This is a genomic window from Sediminibacillus terrae (assembly GCF_009602435.1).
Classification (GTDB): Bacteria; Bacillota; Bacilli; order Bacillales; family Amphibacillaceae; genus Sediminibacillus; species Sediminibacillus terrae.
On the sequence record NZ_VZDQ01000026.1, the window covers coordinates 164,359 to 180,302 of the forward strand.

14 protein-coding genes are annotated in these 15,944 nt (G+C 44.0%); 2 read left to right on the forward strand and 12 right to left on the reverse strand.

The genetic code is table 11. The features are described from left to right. Positions 1–100: 100 nt before the first annotated feature. Positions 101–541 carry a YslB family protein gene (locus tag F6X55_RS16090; RefSeq protein ID WP_026569766.1) on the forward strand — a complete coding sequence of 147 codons (441 nt, stop codon included), beginning with the start codon at positions 101–103 and terminating at the stop codon, positions 539–541. Positions 542–868: 327 nt separating this feature from the next. Here F6X55_RS16090 and uvrC read toward each other — a convergent pair whose 3' ends face one another. From uvrC to zapA, 12 genes are all read right to left on the reverse strand, one after another. Continuing rightward, positions 869–2,662 (reverse strand): excinuclease ABC subunit UvrC, encoded by a 1,794-nt coding sequence (gene uvrC / locus F6X55_RS16095; protein WP_026569765.1) that lies wholly within the window; start codon positions 2,660–2,662, stop codon positions 869–871. A 232-nt stretch (positions 2,663–2,894) separates the two neighbouring features. Then, complete coding sequence (gene trxA / locus F6X55_RS16100; RefSeq protein ID WP_026771093.1) at positions 2,895–3,209, reverse strand: thioredoxin; 315 nt, start codon at positions 3,207–3,209, stop codon at positions 2,895–2,897. A gap of 313 nt (positions 3,210–3,522) precedes the next feature. Continuing rightward, on the reverse strand, positions 3,523–4,503 hold the full coding sequence (locus F6X55_RS16105; protein ID WP_026569764.1) for an electron transfer flavoprotein subunit alpha/FixB family protein: 981 nt from the start codon (positions 4,501–4,503) through the stop codon (positions 3,523–3,525). Between the two features lie 26 nt (positions 4,504–4,529). After that, complete coding sequence (locus F6X55_RS16110) at positions 4,530–5,303, reverse strand: electron transfer flavoprotein subunit beta/FixA family protein (RefSeq protein ID WP_026569763.1); 774 nt, start codon at positions 5,301–5,303, stop codon at positions 4,530–4,532. A 13-nt stretch (positions 5,304–5,316) separates the two neighbouring features. Next, entirely contained in the window at positions 5,317–6,090 is a 774-nt protein-coding gene (locus F6X55_RS16115; protein ID WP_153464718.1) for an enoyl-CoA hydratase, read from the reverse strand. Between the two features lie 28 nt (positions 6,091–6,118). After that, positions 6,119–6,703 carry a TetR/AcrR family transcriptional regulator gene (locus F6X55_RS16120; RefSeq protein WP_026569761.1) on the reverse strand — a complete coding sequence of 195 codons (585 nt, stop codon included), beginning with the start codon at positions 6,701–6,703 and terminating at the stop codon, positions 6,119–6,121. A gap of 148 nt (positions 6,704–6,851) precedes the next feature. Next, positions 6,852–8,549, reverse strand: coding sequence for a long-chain-fatty-acid--CoA ligase (locus F6X55_RS16125; RefSeq protein WP_153464720.1), 1,698 nt, complete (start codon positions 8,547–8,549; stop codon positions 6,852–6,854). 209 nt (positions 8,550–8,758) lie between these two features. Then, the gene (locus F6X55_RS16130) at positions 8,759–9,166 is read right to left on the reverse strand and encodes a DUF350 domain-containing protein (RefSeq protein ID WP_026569759.1); all 408 of its coding nucleotides are present in this window, start codon (positions 9,164–9,166) and stop codon (positions 8,759–8,761) included. A gap of 99 nt (positions 9,167–9,265) precedes the next feature. Then, the gene (locus F6X55_RS16135; RefSeq protein ID WP_153464723.1) at positions 9,266–11,605 is read right to left on the reverse strand and encodes an endonuclease MutS2; all 2,340 of its coding nucleotides are present in this window, start codon (positions 11,603–11,605) and stop codon (positions 9,266–9,268) included. 44 nt (positions 11,606–11,649) lie between these two features. Continuing rightward, on the reverse strand, positions 11,650–13,368 hold the full coding sequence (gene polX, locus F6X55_RS16140) for a DNA polymerase/3'-5' exonuclease PolX (protein WP_153464725.1): 1,719 nt from the start codon (positions 13,366–13,368) through the stop codon (positions 11,650–11,652). Between the two features lie 235 nt (positions 13,369–13,603). Further along, positions 13,604–14,161: a CvpA family protein gene (locus tag F6X55_RS16145; RefSeq protein ID WP_026569756.1), complete on the reverse strand. Its 558-nt coding sequence runs from the start codon at positions 14,159–14,161 to the stop codon at positions 13,604–13,606. Beyond that, positions 14,154–14,429, reverse strand: coding sequence for a cell division protein ZapA (zapA, locus tag F6X55_RS16150; RefSeq protein WP_153464727.1), 276 nt, complete (start codon positions 14,427–14,429; stop codon positions 14,154–14,156). The genes F6X55_RS16145 and zapA overlap by 8 nt, the downstream gene beginning before the upstream one ends. A 267-nt stretch (positions 14,430–14,696) precedes the next feature. On the opposite strand from zapA, the gene rnhC reads away from it, so the two are divergent. Further along, positions 14,697–15,641, forward strand: a complete 945-nt coding sequence (gene rnhC, locus F6X55_RS16155) for a ribonuclease HIII (protein ID WP_153464729.1) — start codon at positions 14,697–14,699, stop codon at positions 15,639–15,641. Positions 15,642–15,944: the final 303 nt, after the last annotated feature.

Below are 15,944 nucleotides of genomic sequence, written 5' to 3' on the forward strand. Positions count from 1 at the left end.
TCCTCCAGCGGGTAAGGAATTATAGCCTGTTTTTTCTAGTACGGGTTGCATGAATGACAAAATCGGGTAATAATAGTTTGGTAGGAAAGGAATGAATGACATGGGGAAAAACAGACAGCTTACCGACGGAACCACCCTTGATATTTTACATACATCCGGAGCCGGATATGATATACTGCGTTACGTTTGCCTGCCGGAATTGCTCGGAAAAGAAGCTCCGCCCATTCTATACATAATGGGTAAGAACCTGGCAAGAAAGATGGAAATCGGCAGCGTGGACGAAATCATCCATTTCTTTGAAAAAATGGGCTGGGGAAAATTGCAATTGATAAAAGAAAAGCGGCGAGAGATGATTTGGGAATTAACTGCTGAACAAATCAATGCCCGTCAGCAAGTACATCTGCCAGAAGTCGACTATCGTTTGGAAGCCGGGTTTCTTGCAGAGGCAATTCAACAAATAAAAGGACTTCCCTGCGAGGGTATTGAAGAGGTCAAACCAAAAAACAGTAGTGTCCATTTGAGTATCGTCTACACGAAATGACTGAAACACAAGCGGATGAGTCTACCCTCATCTCGATGGGAAGGCGCGGCCCCATTTTCGTCAGAACATTTTTTGTACGGGTAAGGCCTGCCCTCATTGAAAAAGGACCATGTTCTTTTGAGTTGACTCACTCTCCTTTAAACCAGCCTTTCAGGCGGGAATTCCATTGTATTCTGTCTTCGCTTACTATATTTCCTGACACACTGTAATGAAAATCTATTGCCAAGCGGATACTTCCATGTCCATGGCAAAAAACTCATATTTGTCACTTCAACAAAAAAACCGGATTGGCGAGCAATCAATTCAATTGCGCCGATCCGGTTTCACTTATTCCTCTGCTTTATTCTCATTCTCATTCAAGTGTTGAAGAATCGCATCTGCAGTAGGAGCAGGGAGCCCCAAACGGACCAAGTCCTCTTGACTGGCATTTTTTATCTCGGTAACCGATTTAAAATGCCTCAGCAGCAATCTTCGACGTTTTTCCCCTACTCCCGGGATGTTATCAAGTTCTGATTTGAACACGCTTTTCCCCCGAAGCTGACGATGGAATGTGATTGCAAACCGATGAACTTCATCCTGTATCCGCTGAATCAAATAAAATTCTTTCGAGTTCCGGTCCAAATCCACAACGGCAGGGGGAACTCCATAAAGTAACTCGCTTGTCCTGTGCTTATCGTCCTTGGCAAGTCCGCACAAAGGAATATCGAGGCCGAGTTCGTTTTCCAAGACATCGGAAGCAGCCTTCATCTGCCCTTTTCCTCCGTCGATTACAATCAAATCTGGAAGTGGAAGCCCCTCTTTCAACACTCTTGAGTAACGCCGCCTCACTACTTCACGCATCGTCTCGTAATCATCCGGCCCTTCCACACTGCGGATTTTATACTTCCGATATTGTTTCTTGTCCGGTTTCCCGTCTATGAAAACAATCATCGCCGACACAGGATCGGTTCCCTGGATATTCGAATTGTCAAAAGCCTCGATCCGATGCGGGGTTTCAATGTGAAGCTTTTCTCCTAAGTTTTCTACTGCAAGGATTGTCCGTTCTTCATTCTTTTCTATGATAGAGAATTTTTCTTCCAAAGCAATTTCCGCATTTTTTTCTGCCAATTCCACCAGCTCTTTTTTTCTTCCTCTGTATGGAACCGTAACATCCACTTCAAGCAGTTCTTTCAGCAAGTCTTTGTCAGTCGGGGCGGGAACCAACACCTGCTTCGGCTTCGGGTGATTTTGATGAAGATAAAACCTCCCGATAAAACTTAAAAAGGTATCAGCCGGATCGTCAAAAAAAGGAAAAATCGAGACATCCCGCTCAATCAATTTGCCTTGTCTTACAAAAAACACCTGGACACACATCCAGCCTTTGTCAAAGGAATAGCCGAACACATCTCTGTCCACTGTATCTTTAAGCGTCATTTTTTGCTGTTCCATCACTGCATCGATGTGCTGGATTTGGTCACGCAGCTCTTTGGCCCGTTCGAAATCGAGGTCCTCAGATGCCTTATACATTTTTGTTTTAAGTTCTTTTTTGATTTCCTTATGACCGCCACCCAGAAAAGAACTGATGCTTTGAACGATTTGCTTGTTCGTTTCTTGGGATACTGGAAACTGGCAAGGACCTAAACACTGGTTCATATGATAATATAAACAAACCCGGTCCGGCATTTTATCGCATTTTCGCAGAGGATACAGCCTGTCCAGCAGTTTTTTCGTCTCTCTGGCTGCAATCACATTCGGGTACGGACCGAAATATTTCCCCTTGTCTTTTTTTACTTTTCTTGTCACGATCAGCCGGGGATGCTCTTCCGCTGTTATTTTTAAATAGGGATATGTTTTATCGTCCTTCAACAAGACATTATATTTAGGATCATATTTTTTGATTAAATTCATTTCAAGAATAAGCGCTTCAATTTCAGAAGAGGTGACAATATATTCAAATTCCACAATCTCCTGCACCAATCTTTGTGTTTTTTGATCGTTTGCCCCGGTGAAATAGGAGCGGACACGGTTTTTCAATACTTTCGACTTTCCCACATAGATAATGGTGCCTTGTTTATCTTTCATCAGATAACAGCCTGGTTGAGCGGGCAGTACTGCAAGCTTCTCTTTTATACGTTCGTTCATGTGTTACTTCCCCCAAATGCGATATTGAGTCTAATGCCAATAAAGAAAAAGCACAACTACCTGTTTAAAGAAATACAGGTTATGTTCTCACTTTCTCTCTCAACGTCTGCATGGCCCACATCCTGCGGGCTTCTGAAAAGTTATCGGTGACATTAAAACAGTCCCTTGTCACGATCATGGCAACAAGGGACTGTTTGAGCATTTATCAGTACAACTGCAGTTGGCAGCACTTTTAGGAGTGCTTATTAATTAAATCTACCAATGCTTCTTTCGGTTGGAAGCCGATTACTTGATCCACTACTTCTCCATCTTTGAATAAAAGAAGTGTAGGAATGCTCATAACCCCGAACTTCCCGGCTGTTTCCTGGTTTTCATCGACATCAAGTTTGACGATTTTGACTTTGTCGCTCATCTCATCATCGATTTCTTCCAAAACTGGAGCGATCATTTTACACGGCCCGCACCAAGGTGCCCAAAAATCGGCCAGAACGACACCGTCTCCTGTTTCTGTTGAGAAGTTTTGATCGGTTGCAGTTACAATTGCCATTTATATTTCCTCCTCTTGAGTCCTTTTTTCCATCCATGGATGGAAGCTTTACTAATTATCATCCGATTCCGGATATGATTCATTAGTATAGCAGACATTTTTGTCAGGATAAATGTTAATTCGTCTTAGAGTATAGCATCCTTTTTTCCTTTAACGCTAATAGTTTGCTTACAATGTATCATTTCCAAGGTCGTTTCTTCCATTCAATTTTTCTTATTTCATTTATTCTTGATTCATCGTATTTCCACCATCATGAAAAAGTGCAAAAAAAGCGGCGACAGTGCCCCGTAAGCCCTCTGCCGCCTATTTGTCATCAGGCATTCACTTTTGCCTGTTTGATTTCTTCTATCAATTGAGGAATGATTTCAAATAAATCTCCTACAATTCCGTAATCAGCAATGTTGAAAATATTTGCTTCCGGATCTTTGTTGATGGCGACAATCACCTTAGAGTTGGACATACCTGCAAGATGCTGGATCGCCCCGGAAATGCCACAGGCAATATATAAATCCGGTGTAACCACTTTCCCTGTCTGGCCTATTTGCAGGGAATAGTCGCAATAGTCTGCATCACATGCACCCCTTGATGCACCAACAGCACCTCCCAATACTTCTGCCAGTTCGTACAAAGGATCGAACCCTTCCTTGCTTTTCACACCTCTGCCACCAGCGACGATTACCTTCGCTTCCGACAAGTCCACTCCGTCAGCAGTTTTCTTTATGACATCGGAAATAACCGTACGCAAGTCGTCAATTTCCACTTCCATTGCCGTTATATCTCCAGTACGAGATGTATCCTTTTCCAATGCCGCGACATTGTTAGGCCGGATTGTCACAAAAAGAATTCCATCGGTAATGATCTTCTTTTCAAATGCTTTCCCTGAGTATATAGGTCTGGTAAAGACAACATTGTCACCGGCTTCTTCCAACTCAGTCACATCGGATACTAAGCCGGTTTCAAAACGGGCGGCCAATTTCGGCGTCAAGTCTTTCCCTATCGCCGTATGGCCCATTACGATGGCATCGGGCTCCTCCTTTTCAATAATCCGCCCAACGGCCTGGGCAAATCCTTCCGATGTATACGTTTCCAATTTTGAATGTTCTACCACTACTGCTCGATCTGCTCCGTAATGGATCATTTCTTCAGCAAGTGACTTCAAACCAGCCCTCCCGCATACAAGGCCGACTATCTCTCCTCCATCGCTTATGGTTTCAGCTGCCGCTATTGCCTCAAAGGTTACGTTTCTTAAGACTCCGTCCCGCGTTTCACCTATTACCAGTACTTTTCTGCTCATGTCCATGCTCCTTCCCTTCTGCTTGTTTATAATACCTTGGCTTCTGTTTTAAGCAATGACACCAGTTCTTTTACCTGGTCATTGACTTCTCCTTCCAGCACTCTGCCCGCCGCTTTTTCTGGTGGAAGGAATACTTCGATTGTTTTCGTTTTCGGTTCCACGTCGTCCTCATCCAAGTCAAGATCATCTAGTTCCAGCTCTTCCAAAGGTTTTTTCTTTGCTTTCATGATGCCTGGAAGGGATGGGTACCGCGGCTCATTCAATCCTTGTTGACAAGTTACCAGAAGCGGCAGACTTGTTTGGACTTTTTCCACGTCCCCCTCGACATCCCTCTCTATGTCAGCGCTTTCTCCTTTGATCTCCAGATTGGTGATTGTTGTTACATAAGGCATCCCCAGTCTTTCTGCAAGTCTTGGGCCCACCTGACCGCTAGCTTCATCAATGGCAACATTTCCAGCCAATATTAGATCAGGCTGTTTACCCTCAAAGTAAGCTTCCAGTATTCTTGCGGTAGTGAACTGATCTCCTGCCTCCAAATCGTCTTCCGTATTGATCAGAACGGCCTTGTCCGCTCCCATCGCCAACGCAGTCCTCAATTGTTTTTCGGAATCCTCTTCCCCAATGGTCACTACAGTTACTTCACCGCCATGTTGATCGCGCTGGTTTATCGCTTCCTCTACGGCATATTCATCATACGGATTGATAATGAACTCCGCTCCGTCCTCATCGATCTTGCCTTGTTGAATGTTGATTTTTTCTTCCGTATCAAACGTTCTTTTTAAAAGCACATAGATATTCATCTTATCATCCTTTCTATTTGTCTCGAAAATTCGGCTTTCTCTTTTCTATGAAAGCACGTATTCCTTCGTTGGCATCTTCATTTCCGAAAATCTCCCCAAACGCTTCCGCCTCTGCTTCAATCCCTTCCTGAAAATTACTGTTTTTCGTGTAAGGAATCAGCTTCATCACACGATGGATGGTCGGCCCGCTTTTCGCTGCCACTTTTGCAGCAAGTTCTTCAGCCTTTTCAAACAATACTTCTTCGGGATAGCTATGATTGGCAAGTCCATATTCGGCAGCTTCGCTCCCGCTGATCGGTTCACCAGTCAAAATCATTTCATATGCTTTCGCGGCTCCTACATAAGCAGGCAAACGCTGCGTTCCGGCAAATCCGGGAATAATTCCGATTGTCAGTTCTGGAAGGCCAAGTTTTGCTTGTTCACTGACGAGCCGGATGTGACAGGCCATTGCCAATTCAAGCCCGCCACCTAAAGCCGCTCCATGAATAGCGGCAATAATAGGAATCTTGAACCCCTCCATCCGGTTAAACAGTACTTGCCCTTGTTTGGCCAGTGCTTTATAATCTTCCGCCTGTTGAAGGGAAGTGAACTCCTTTATGTCAGCTCCCGCCGAGAAAAATTTCCCTTCCCCTTTTAAAATAATCGCTTTGGTGTCTTGTGCTTGTTCCATCTCGTCTAATATGGATTCTAGTTTCTCCAAAATGGAACGGGACAAAGCATTGGCAGGCGGACTACTGATTGTGAGACTGGCCACCTGTCCCGACTTTTGATAGTGAATAGTACCCATTCTTTCTCCTCCTTGCCACCCTTAAAGGTTATCTTTTTGAGATTCCGTTGATCAGAAGCTCGTGAACTTCCTCAGCCTGATCCGCCAAACTGTATTTATGATCCTTCATCACCCAGTTGGTGACTGTCTCATCAATGGTTCCGAAAATCATCTGCCTGACCAACTTTTTATTCAAATCTTCCTGAAACAGTTTCTCTTCCACCCCTTCTTCGATGATACTGTCAATGACGGTTAAATAACGCTTCAATACTTCATTGATTTTTTTTCGCAGTTCGGGATTGGATTGGCGCAGCTCCAACTGGGTTACAATAGCCAAGGGAAGGTTGGCTCCAAGCTGACTGAAATGCAGCCGGATTAATTCAAGCAATTTTTCTTCGGCATTGCTCTTTTCCGCTATTTCCTGTTCGATTCTTTCGATGAATTGGCCCATTTTTTCTTGAAACAAGGAGACGAGGATATCCTCTTTATTTTTGAAATATAAATAAATGGTTCCGTCTGCCACCCCTGCTTTTTTTGCAATCTTGGACACTTGTGATGAATGATATCCATTCTTGGCTATAACCTCTACAGCTGCATCAATAATCTGGTTGAACTTTGGTTTGGTGTTTTTCATTGTTACATTCTCCTAGTGGAAATTCTTATAATGAATGAATAATCATTCACCTTTATTTTACAAGTGCCCACTTCTTCTGTCAACCATGTTGAGCTTGTCTATTAAAATTGCAACCTGGCTTTCGCCAAGTCTGGAACTCTCATGAGTATCAAACCGTTTTGGTTGCTTCCCGCACCAATTTCTTCTTATCTTCCTCGACCAGCTTCCTGCGCAATATTTTCCCAACGGCTGTTTTCGGCAGTTCATCCATGAATTCATAAATACGCGGAACCTTGTAAGCGGCTAAATGTTTGCGGCAAAATCGGTCCAACTCTTCTTCATCCAGCTGCACCCCAAGCTTCGGAACAATATAGGCCTTTACCGTTTCACCGCGATATTCGTCAGGTATCCCTGCAATGACTACCTCCTGCACTCCATTAAACTCATAAAGCACCTCTTCCACTTCTCTCGGATAAATGTTATATCCGCCGGCAATGATCATATCTTTTTTTCTATCGACCACATAAAAGTACCCTCGTTCATCCATATAGCCGATATCCCCTGTAAGGAGCCAGCCGTCTTTCAATACCTGTTCCGTTTCTTCTTCTCTGTTCCAATACCCTTTCATCACTTGGGGCCCCTTTACGGCAATTTCCCCTATGTCTCCGTATGGCAACTCCTGAAGCGACTCCATGTCGACTATCTTAACATCCGTGTCAGGCCAAGGCACACCGATACTGCCACTGACATTGTTACCGTTCAAGAAATTGGAATGGGTGACGGGAGATGATTCGGTCAATCCATAGCCCTCCACTAGATTTCCTTTCGTCACTTTTTGAAATTGTTGCTGCACTTCTGCCGGAAGTGGTGCCGACCCACTTAAACATGCTTCGATGGATGATAGATCGTACTGCTTGAGCCGTGGATGATGAAGCAGGGCGATATAAATAGTCGGAGCACCCGGAAAAACAGTTGGTTTTTGTTTTTCAATTGTTTTCAAGACATCCTCCGGTTCAAATTTCGGCATAAGGATCATTTTCGAACCAGTCATAATAGAATAGTTCATCACGGTTGTCATCCCATAAACATGAAAAAAAGGAAGTACTCCCATTACGATATCCCTTTTCTGTTTGCTTCCAAGCCAGGCTTTGGACATCAACCCGTTGGAGACAAGGTTATAATGGGTCAGCATGACGCCTTTCGGATATCCGGTTGTCCCTCCTGTGTATTGCAATAAAGCAAGGTCCTCTTTCGGATCAATGGCACAAGCTTCCAATCTCCGACCCGTTTCGGAAATCACCTGGCTCCAGAGATGCGTATCGGCGGACGCCTCCAGTTTTACAACCATATTGTACTGCTTTTTTTGGATAAAAGGGTAGAGCAAATTCTTAGGGAAAGGCAGGTATTCCTTGATTTGGGTCACTACTATGTGATCCAACGCCGTATTTTTCTTTACTTTGGAGACACGAGGAAGCAAAATGTCAAGGCATATGATAACTTTTGCCCCGGAATCCTGGAGTTGATATTCCAATTCACGTTCCTGGTAAAGGGGATTGGTTTGAACGACAATCCCTCCTGCCATCAGTACCGCATAATAGCCGATGACAGCCTGGGGAGTATTTGGCAGCATAATCGCAACGCGGTCCCCTTTTTTGATACCAAGAGATTGGAGGAATCCTGCCAATTTCAAAGCCTGCTCATAGACTTCTTCATACGTCATTTCCCTGCCCATGAAATAAAGCGCTTTCATTTTTGGGTTGTTCAGAGCGCTTTCCTCCAAGTATTCATGCAGAGGTTTCTCGTCATAGCGAATGCTCGTTGGGATATCGGCAGGATACTGTTTCAACCACGGTTTTTCATTGCCCATCCAACTACCTCCTTTTTTGTATTAAGTTCATTATAACTTTTTCAGCTGTTTTTTGAAATGTTTTTTATTTTTCCACCATTCCCGGAACTCCTGTGAAGTCCGCTCCTCAAGACACATTCACCATGTAGATGATTCCGACAATGAGAAATACGACAGCAACCACCACCAGGACCTTTGCCAATGTTTCCATGCAGTAACTCCCCCTCTATTTATCCGATACTTGCTCCGATGACAAAAGATAGACCGACCGAGATAACCATTGACACAAACCCCACCGCCCGGTTATCACTGGCAATTTCATCATCGATTTTATATGTAGGTGTCAAAAATTCAAAGATGAAGTATCCGATCAATAACAAAAAGAATCCGAACATCCCCCAACCGATACTTTGTAAAAGTGTATCATTATGTTCGATGGAATACCTGAAGATATTGGCTATACCGAATATTTTCCCGCCGGTAGCCATCGCTACTGACATGTTTCCGTTTTTGATTTCTTCCCAATTTTTATAAGAAGTGACGATTTCGAAAACAGCAAGAAACAAAACCAGACATAAAATAGAAACACTGTATCTTGCTGCAGTTTCGACGAGCGTATTTTCCCAAAACCCGGTCATGGTTACAACTCCCTTTTTGAATGCTGTGAGTCTTTATCCAATCTCAAGCGATTCGCTCCCGGGCATTTTCTCACCCGGGACCTGATTGATCGCTAAAAATTAAAATTCTAAAACCGTGACACCGCTCCCTCCTTCATTCATACCACCTGCACGATAATTGGTGATACGCGGGTGTCTTTTGGCGAATTCCTGTACCCCGTTTCTCAAGGCACCGGTTCCTTTCCCGTGGATGATCGACACTCGTGGATACCCGGCTAACAGGGCATCATCGACATATTTCTCCAGTTGCTGTAAGGCATCTTCATACCTTTCTCCCCGGAGATCCAGTTCTGTCTTGACACGATAGCTGGAACCTTTCACCGTTGCCATTGGTTTTTCGACCAAAGGTTGTTCCCGTTTAACAAATTGTAAGTCCTTTTGCTTTGCTTTCATTTTCATTATACCAATTTGGACGAGAAATTCCTTGTCATTCACTTTCTCTAAAATCGTCCCTTGCTGATTGATGGTTAAAAGTTTGACTTCATCACCTGGATGCAATTCCTGGTGTTCCTGTTTCTCTTCCTTTGACGTCGTCTGTCGCTTTTTCGCTAATTGTGGCTGTGCTTCGTCCAGCATTTTCCTCGCTTCGATCCACTCATGTTCTTTCAAACCGCTTTGCTTCATAGACCGAAGCTCGGAGACAATTGTCTCCGCCTCTTCGCGAGCTTTTTGCAAGGCTTTTTCTGCTTTTTCTTCAGCTTTTCTATATACCGATTCCCGTTTTTCTTCAAGGTCCCGCCATTGTTTTTCGAGATCCTGTTTTAAACGCTCTGCTTCATCGAGGGTCCTGCTGGCAGCTTCATAGTCTTGTTCTGCGCCACGCCTTGATTCTTCTAAAGAAGCAATCATGTTTTCAACACTTTTCGAATCTGTTCCTATATGGTTCCTGGCAATGCTGATGATTTCCTCATCAAGTCCAAGTCTCCGGGAAATTTCAAAGGCATTGCTTCGACCCGGCACGCCTATAAGCAACCGGTATGTCGGTTTAAGGGTTTGAACATCAAATTCAACAGATGCATTGATGACATTTTCCCTGTTATACCCATAAGCTTTCAATTCCGGATAATGTGTCGTGGCAACAATCCGAGCATCTTTCCTGATTACTTCGTCAAGGATCGCCATAGCGAGGGCAGCACCCTCTTGCGGGTCTGTGCCCGCTCCTAATTCATCAAACAATACAAGCGTTTGACTATCGACATGTTTCAGAATCTCGACGATGTTTGTCATATGAGAAGAAAAAGTACTCAAGCTTTGTTCTATCGATTGTTCATCTCCGATATCGGCAAACACATTGGAAAATACGGCAAGCTCACAACCGTCCATCGCCGGTATCTGTAATCCTGATTGAGCCATCAACGTACAAAGCCCGATCATTTTCAATGTGACTGTTTTTCCACCTGTATTCGGTCCTGTAATAACAATGGAGGTATAGGTCTCCCCAAGTTCCACATCGTTCGCAACCACTTCATCTTCTGGAATCAATGGATGCCGGGCCTGCTTCATCCTGATAATACCTTGATCATTCATGGTCGGCATAGCGGCACGCATTTGTTTACCGAGTTTTGCCCGTGCAAACATGAAATCAATTTGACCGAGGGATTCCACATTTTGATACAAAAATTCCTGATCTTCTGCAATTCGTTCCGACAAGCCGCGCAGGATACGTTCTATTTCATTTTTCTCCTCGGCCCTTGCCTCCGACAACTGATTGTTTAAATCAACCACTGCCTGCGGTTCAATAAACAAAGTGGCACCGGAGGAAGACTGATCATGCACAATACCTCCAATGGCTCCTCGGTATTCTTGTTTTACCGGTAAAACATAGCGCTCATTCCGTATCGTGACTATCGCATCGGACAGCATTTTCGATTTGGTTCTTGTGTAATTTTCCAGGCGATCACGTACACGGCTTTCATTCGTCCGGATTTTCGACCTGATGGTCCGCAATTTATCAGAAGCACCGTCCATCACATGGCCATGATCATCAATACAGCTCTTGATTTGTCGCTCCAATTCATTCAGTGGGACAATTTGATCGGTAAACTCCCGGATAATCGGCAGTTCCGGTTCTTCCATCTCGGCGATAAAAGATTTCATTTGCTTTCCGCCATAAATGGTGCTGGCAATATCAAGACATTCGCCAGGATTCAAAACGCCCCCGATAATCGTGCGCTGGATGCTTGGTTTAATATCAAAAATACCGCCCAGCGGAACATAACCTTTCAATCTCAGTACTTGAGCTGCTTCATCCGTTTCCGCTTGCAGCCGATTGACTCTCTCCAATTCGTGGGAGGGCTTCAAGGATGCAGCCAGTTCCTTTCCTAATGAAGAGGCTGCTTGATCTGTAAGCATGTCAATGATTTTCTTATATTCAAGTACCTGGTAAATTCTTTCGTTCATGAATATAAACTCCTTTTATTCGAAAGGCTTTTCCCTCAAGCCTTTTATTTGTTACGGTTAAACAAAGTCACTAATTCATCCTTCGTCCACGTGTTAATCACAGATTCAGGTCTCAACCAGCCTTTCCTTGCAGAGCCGACCCCCACATCCATAAACTCTAAAGTATGGTAGCTGTGCGCATCTGTATTGATTGCAATGTTTACTCCCTTCTCCTGGGCCTTCTGCAGCCACTTCCATGACAAATCGAGGCGATTCGGATTGGCATTCAGCTCTAAAACTGTTCCTGTTTCCCTGGCTTTGTCAATCAGCATGTCCACATCTGCCGCATAACCTTTACGCCGTCCAATCAACCTTCCTGTAGGGTGGGCAATGACATTGACATAAGGATTTTCAACAGCTGCCAGCAATCGGTTCATGATTTTTTCCTGAGATTGCGAAAAGCTGGAGTGAATTGCACCGATGACGTAGTCCATCTCCTTAAGAAAATCATCACTGAAGTCGAGTGAACCATCTGGCAGGATATCCATTTCCACTCCCGCAAAAATATGGATATCCGAATATTTATCATTCAACCGCGCTATTTCTTCTGCCTGTTTTTTCAACCGATCTTCATCTAATCCGTTGGCAACCCTAAGATATTTGGAATGATCCGTAATGGCAATGTACTCATAGCCGCGTTCTCTTGCTTTTCCCACCATCTCCTCGACGGACTGGGCACCATCGCTCCAAGTTGTGTGCATATGCAAATCTCCGCGTATATCAGCCGGTTCCACCAATCGTACAGAAGAACGGAATTCCTCTATTTCGCCCAGGTTTTCCCTGACTTCGGGCGGGATAAAGTGAAGGCCGAAATGTTCGAAAAATTGCTGTTCTGTTTCAAAAGTGATGATTTTTCCAGATTCACTGTTTTCAATGCCGTACTCGTTGATCTTTTCTCCTTGAGCTTTCGCAAGCTGCCGCATGGCGACGTTATGGTCCTTCGAGCCTGTAAAGTGATGGAGCGTCGTTGCGAATTCTTCAGGAGCTACAATCCGAAAATCCACATTTACATCATATCCTTCTTCAAGGACGACAGAAACCTTTGTATCTCCGGTAGCTATTTCTTCTTTTATGTTTTCCAGCTGTAACAAGGCATCCCTTACCTCTTCCGGTCGGTCGGCTGCAATGATAAAATCGAGATCCTTGATTGTTTCACTCATACGGCGGATACTTCCGGCCCGGGAAAAACGGAGGATCGGTTCTATTTGCTGCAAATACCCTTCAATTTTTTCTGCGATTGGCAGCATGAATGCAATCGGGAGACGTTCAGGCCGGTTGGTTGCCTCGTCCAGCGCTTTGACTATCTTTTCGGCTGATTTTTTCCCGAAACCGCTCAATGCCTCGACCTTGCCTGTTTCACATGCTTCTTTTAAACTGGCTGCATCCACTACACCCAGTTCTTGATAAAGCCTGGCGAGTTTTTTTCCACCCAAGCCAGGCAAATTCAGAAGCGGCACCAAGCCCTCCGGTACTTCTTCTTGCAGTTGTCTCAAGGTGTCCGATTCTCCATTGGCGATAAAAGAGTCGATGACAGTGGCTGTACCTTTTCCTATTCCAGTTATTTTCGTGAAATCATCGATTTCATTCAGCGAGCGGTCGTCTGTTTCCAAAGCTTGGGCTGCTTTTCGGTAGGCAGATATTTTGAAAGGATTCTCCCCTTTCAACTCCAGGTAAACAGCTATTTTTTCCAACAGTTTAATGACATCTTTTTTATTTATTTCCATCCTTGGCACCGTCCTTTTATTTGCTTTCATTCTAGAAGGGTTCCTATATAGATGATATCTCATTACCAGTCCCAGCGAGTAAAAAGAGACTACCCCCATTGACAGTTTGATATCTCCGCTCCACGGAGTGCACAGTAACTGGTTTCATCCAGCCACGCGCCATGCAGTGCAGTGTTAGGAGATAACTGCCTGTTGGAACAGCCTCTTCAGCCGGAGCGTAAATACCGGCATTCTATTATTTAGCCTGAAATAATCCAGCTACATGTTCGAACCATAGAGCTTTTAGCTGTCCCGAGATAAAAGGGGTATGTTCGATCATGAAGGAGGCAATCATTGATCGCTCCAGAATAGTCTGGACGAATTGAATCGGAAGCAGAGCTCCGATGTATAATAGCAGGAAAACCAGCAGGTATACCTCAACAAACCCGAGGATACCACCCAGTAAACCATTGATGGAACTCAAAATCGGCAAAGCTGCTACAAAATCCAGCATGGAAGCGATGATTTGAAGCGCAATCCGCACCGCAAAAAAGATGATAGCAAACGCTATGGCGTTATAAAAAGCTGTCTCCAACGGGAGGGAATCAAGAAAGATTCCCCACGAAGCATCATCCGGCATATCCGGGTAGGGAATCCAAAGTTTCAGCTTCGGTGCTAAATCGTCATAATAAGCCGCCGCTATGATAAAGGCGGCAATAAAACCAATCAAATGGAATAATTGCAAAATAAAACCTCGTTTAAGGCCTGTAAAAAAGCCAAAAATGAGAATGACAATCAAAATTAAATCAATCATTGTTATCTTGTTCCTTTTTCTGTTTAATTGAACCTAACAGTTCGGTATACTCTTCCTTCAATTTTAAATAATCGTTCATCGTGTTGACAGCTGTCAACACCGCAAGCCTTGTCGTATCCAGGCTTCGATTTGTTTCCTGTATTTCCCTCATTTGCTGATCGACAAGACTCGCCACCATCCTGACATGGTGAGCAGCCTCATCTCCTACAATTGTATAGGAACGATTGTGTATCTCTACTGTAGTACGTGTTTTGTCAGATTGGGACACGTTTTTCCCCCCTTGTTCTCATAGCTACCATATGTTCAATCAGCGTCGTCCGCTATTAGTTTGTTTTCACCAACTGCGTCTAACTTTCGCTTTAACATGGTTTTTCGGAAACCGGAACCATTTTACCGTTGAAGCATGATTGTGATAAAATCCTAAAGTTAATATTAACACGAAGATTGTCATTTAGGAAACTAATGTGACGTGATTATTCCATCCATCAGGAAACTGTTATAATTTATATATCCGAAAGGAAATGGGGAGATCGAATTGCCGCAAGTAGTTTTGAAATTGAATAATGAAATAATTGAAAAAATGAAAGCTTTTTATCAGGATCGAATGAAAACCGCTCCACCAGGTTCTGTCTTTGCTGCCAAAACCCCAGATTGTTCCATAACTGCATATAAGTCCGGAAAAGTCCTTTTTCAAGGCAAGGGTTCTGATAAGGAAGCAAGTAAGTGGGAGGACAAAAACGGAAAGAGTCCTTTAAAAACGAAACAGACAGCGAGAAAAAAACATGCTTATGCCCCGCCGGAGGGACTGTTCACAAGCTCCCATATCGGATCAGACGAAGCAGGTACTGGAGACTTTTTCGGTCCGATTACGGTTGCGGCAGTCTATGTTACTGCTGAGCAAATACCATTGTTGAAAGAACTGGGAGTAAAAGATTCCAAAAATCTGACGGACGAAAAAATCTCGGCAATTGCCAAGGCGCTGATTGCCCAGTCGATCCCTTATTCATTAGTCGTTCTTAGAAATGAGAAATACAATCGACTTCAGGCAAAAGGCTGGTCTCAAGGAAAGATGAAAACGATGCTGCACCATCATGCCCTTGAAAAGGTTTCTAAAAAAATCGCTCCCGAACGGCCTTCCGGGATTTTGATTGACCAATTTTCCGAGCCAGGCGTCTATATCAATCATTTAAAATCAGAAAGATCTGTTCTTCAAGACAATGTATACTTTATGACAAAGGCGGAAAGTCACTCTATTGCTGTGGCGGCGGGATCGATACTAGCCAGAGCCAGCTTTGTGAACGAGATGAATAAACTATCTAAAAAAATGGGGATCGAATTACCTAAAGGCGCATCCCAAAAAGTCGACCAGACTGCAGCAAGAATCATTCAAAGACATGGAAAGCAAGCATTGGGGGAAATTGCCAAGCTTCATTTCGCCAATACAAAAAAAGCGGAAGCATACACACAGAAGGACTTCTGATAGACCTGAGACACTTTTAATAAGCGAAAAATAGCATAGATGGTAAATATCCACACCGGCAAGGTACGTCGCTTTCCGCAGAGCAGGGCTTCAGCTCTCGCTATTCCCGTCGGAAATCTGCGCACCTTGCCTCCGTGGGTCGTCTTCGATTTATGGATATTGACACTACCTGAGCAAATTTCGCCTGGCTGGCAATTGTTGCCCGTTTTTTGCCGAGTGGCACACGAGTGGCACAGGAATAATTTTCTGCTGTCGGTTGATCCCCCCTCTTCATTACAGGAAGTATCTTTCATCGTACTTAGT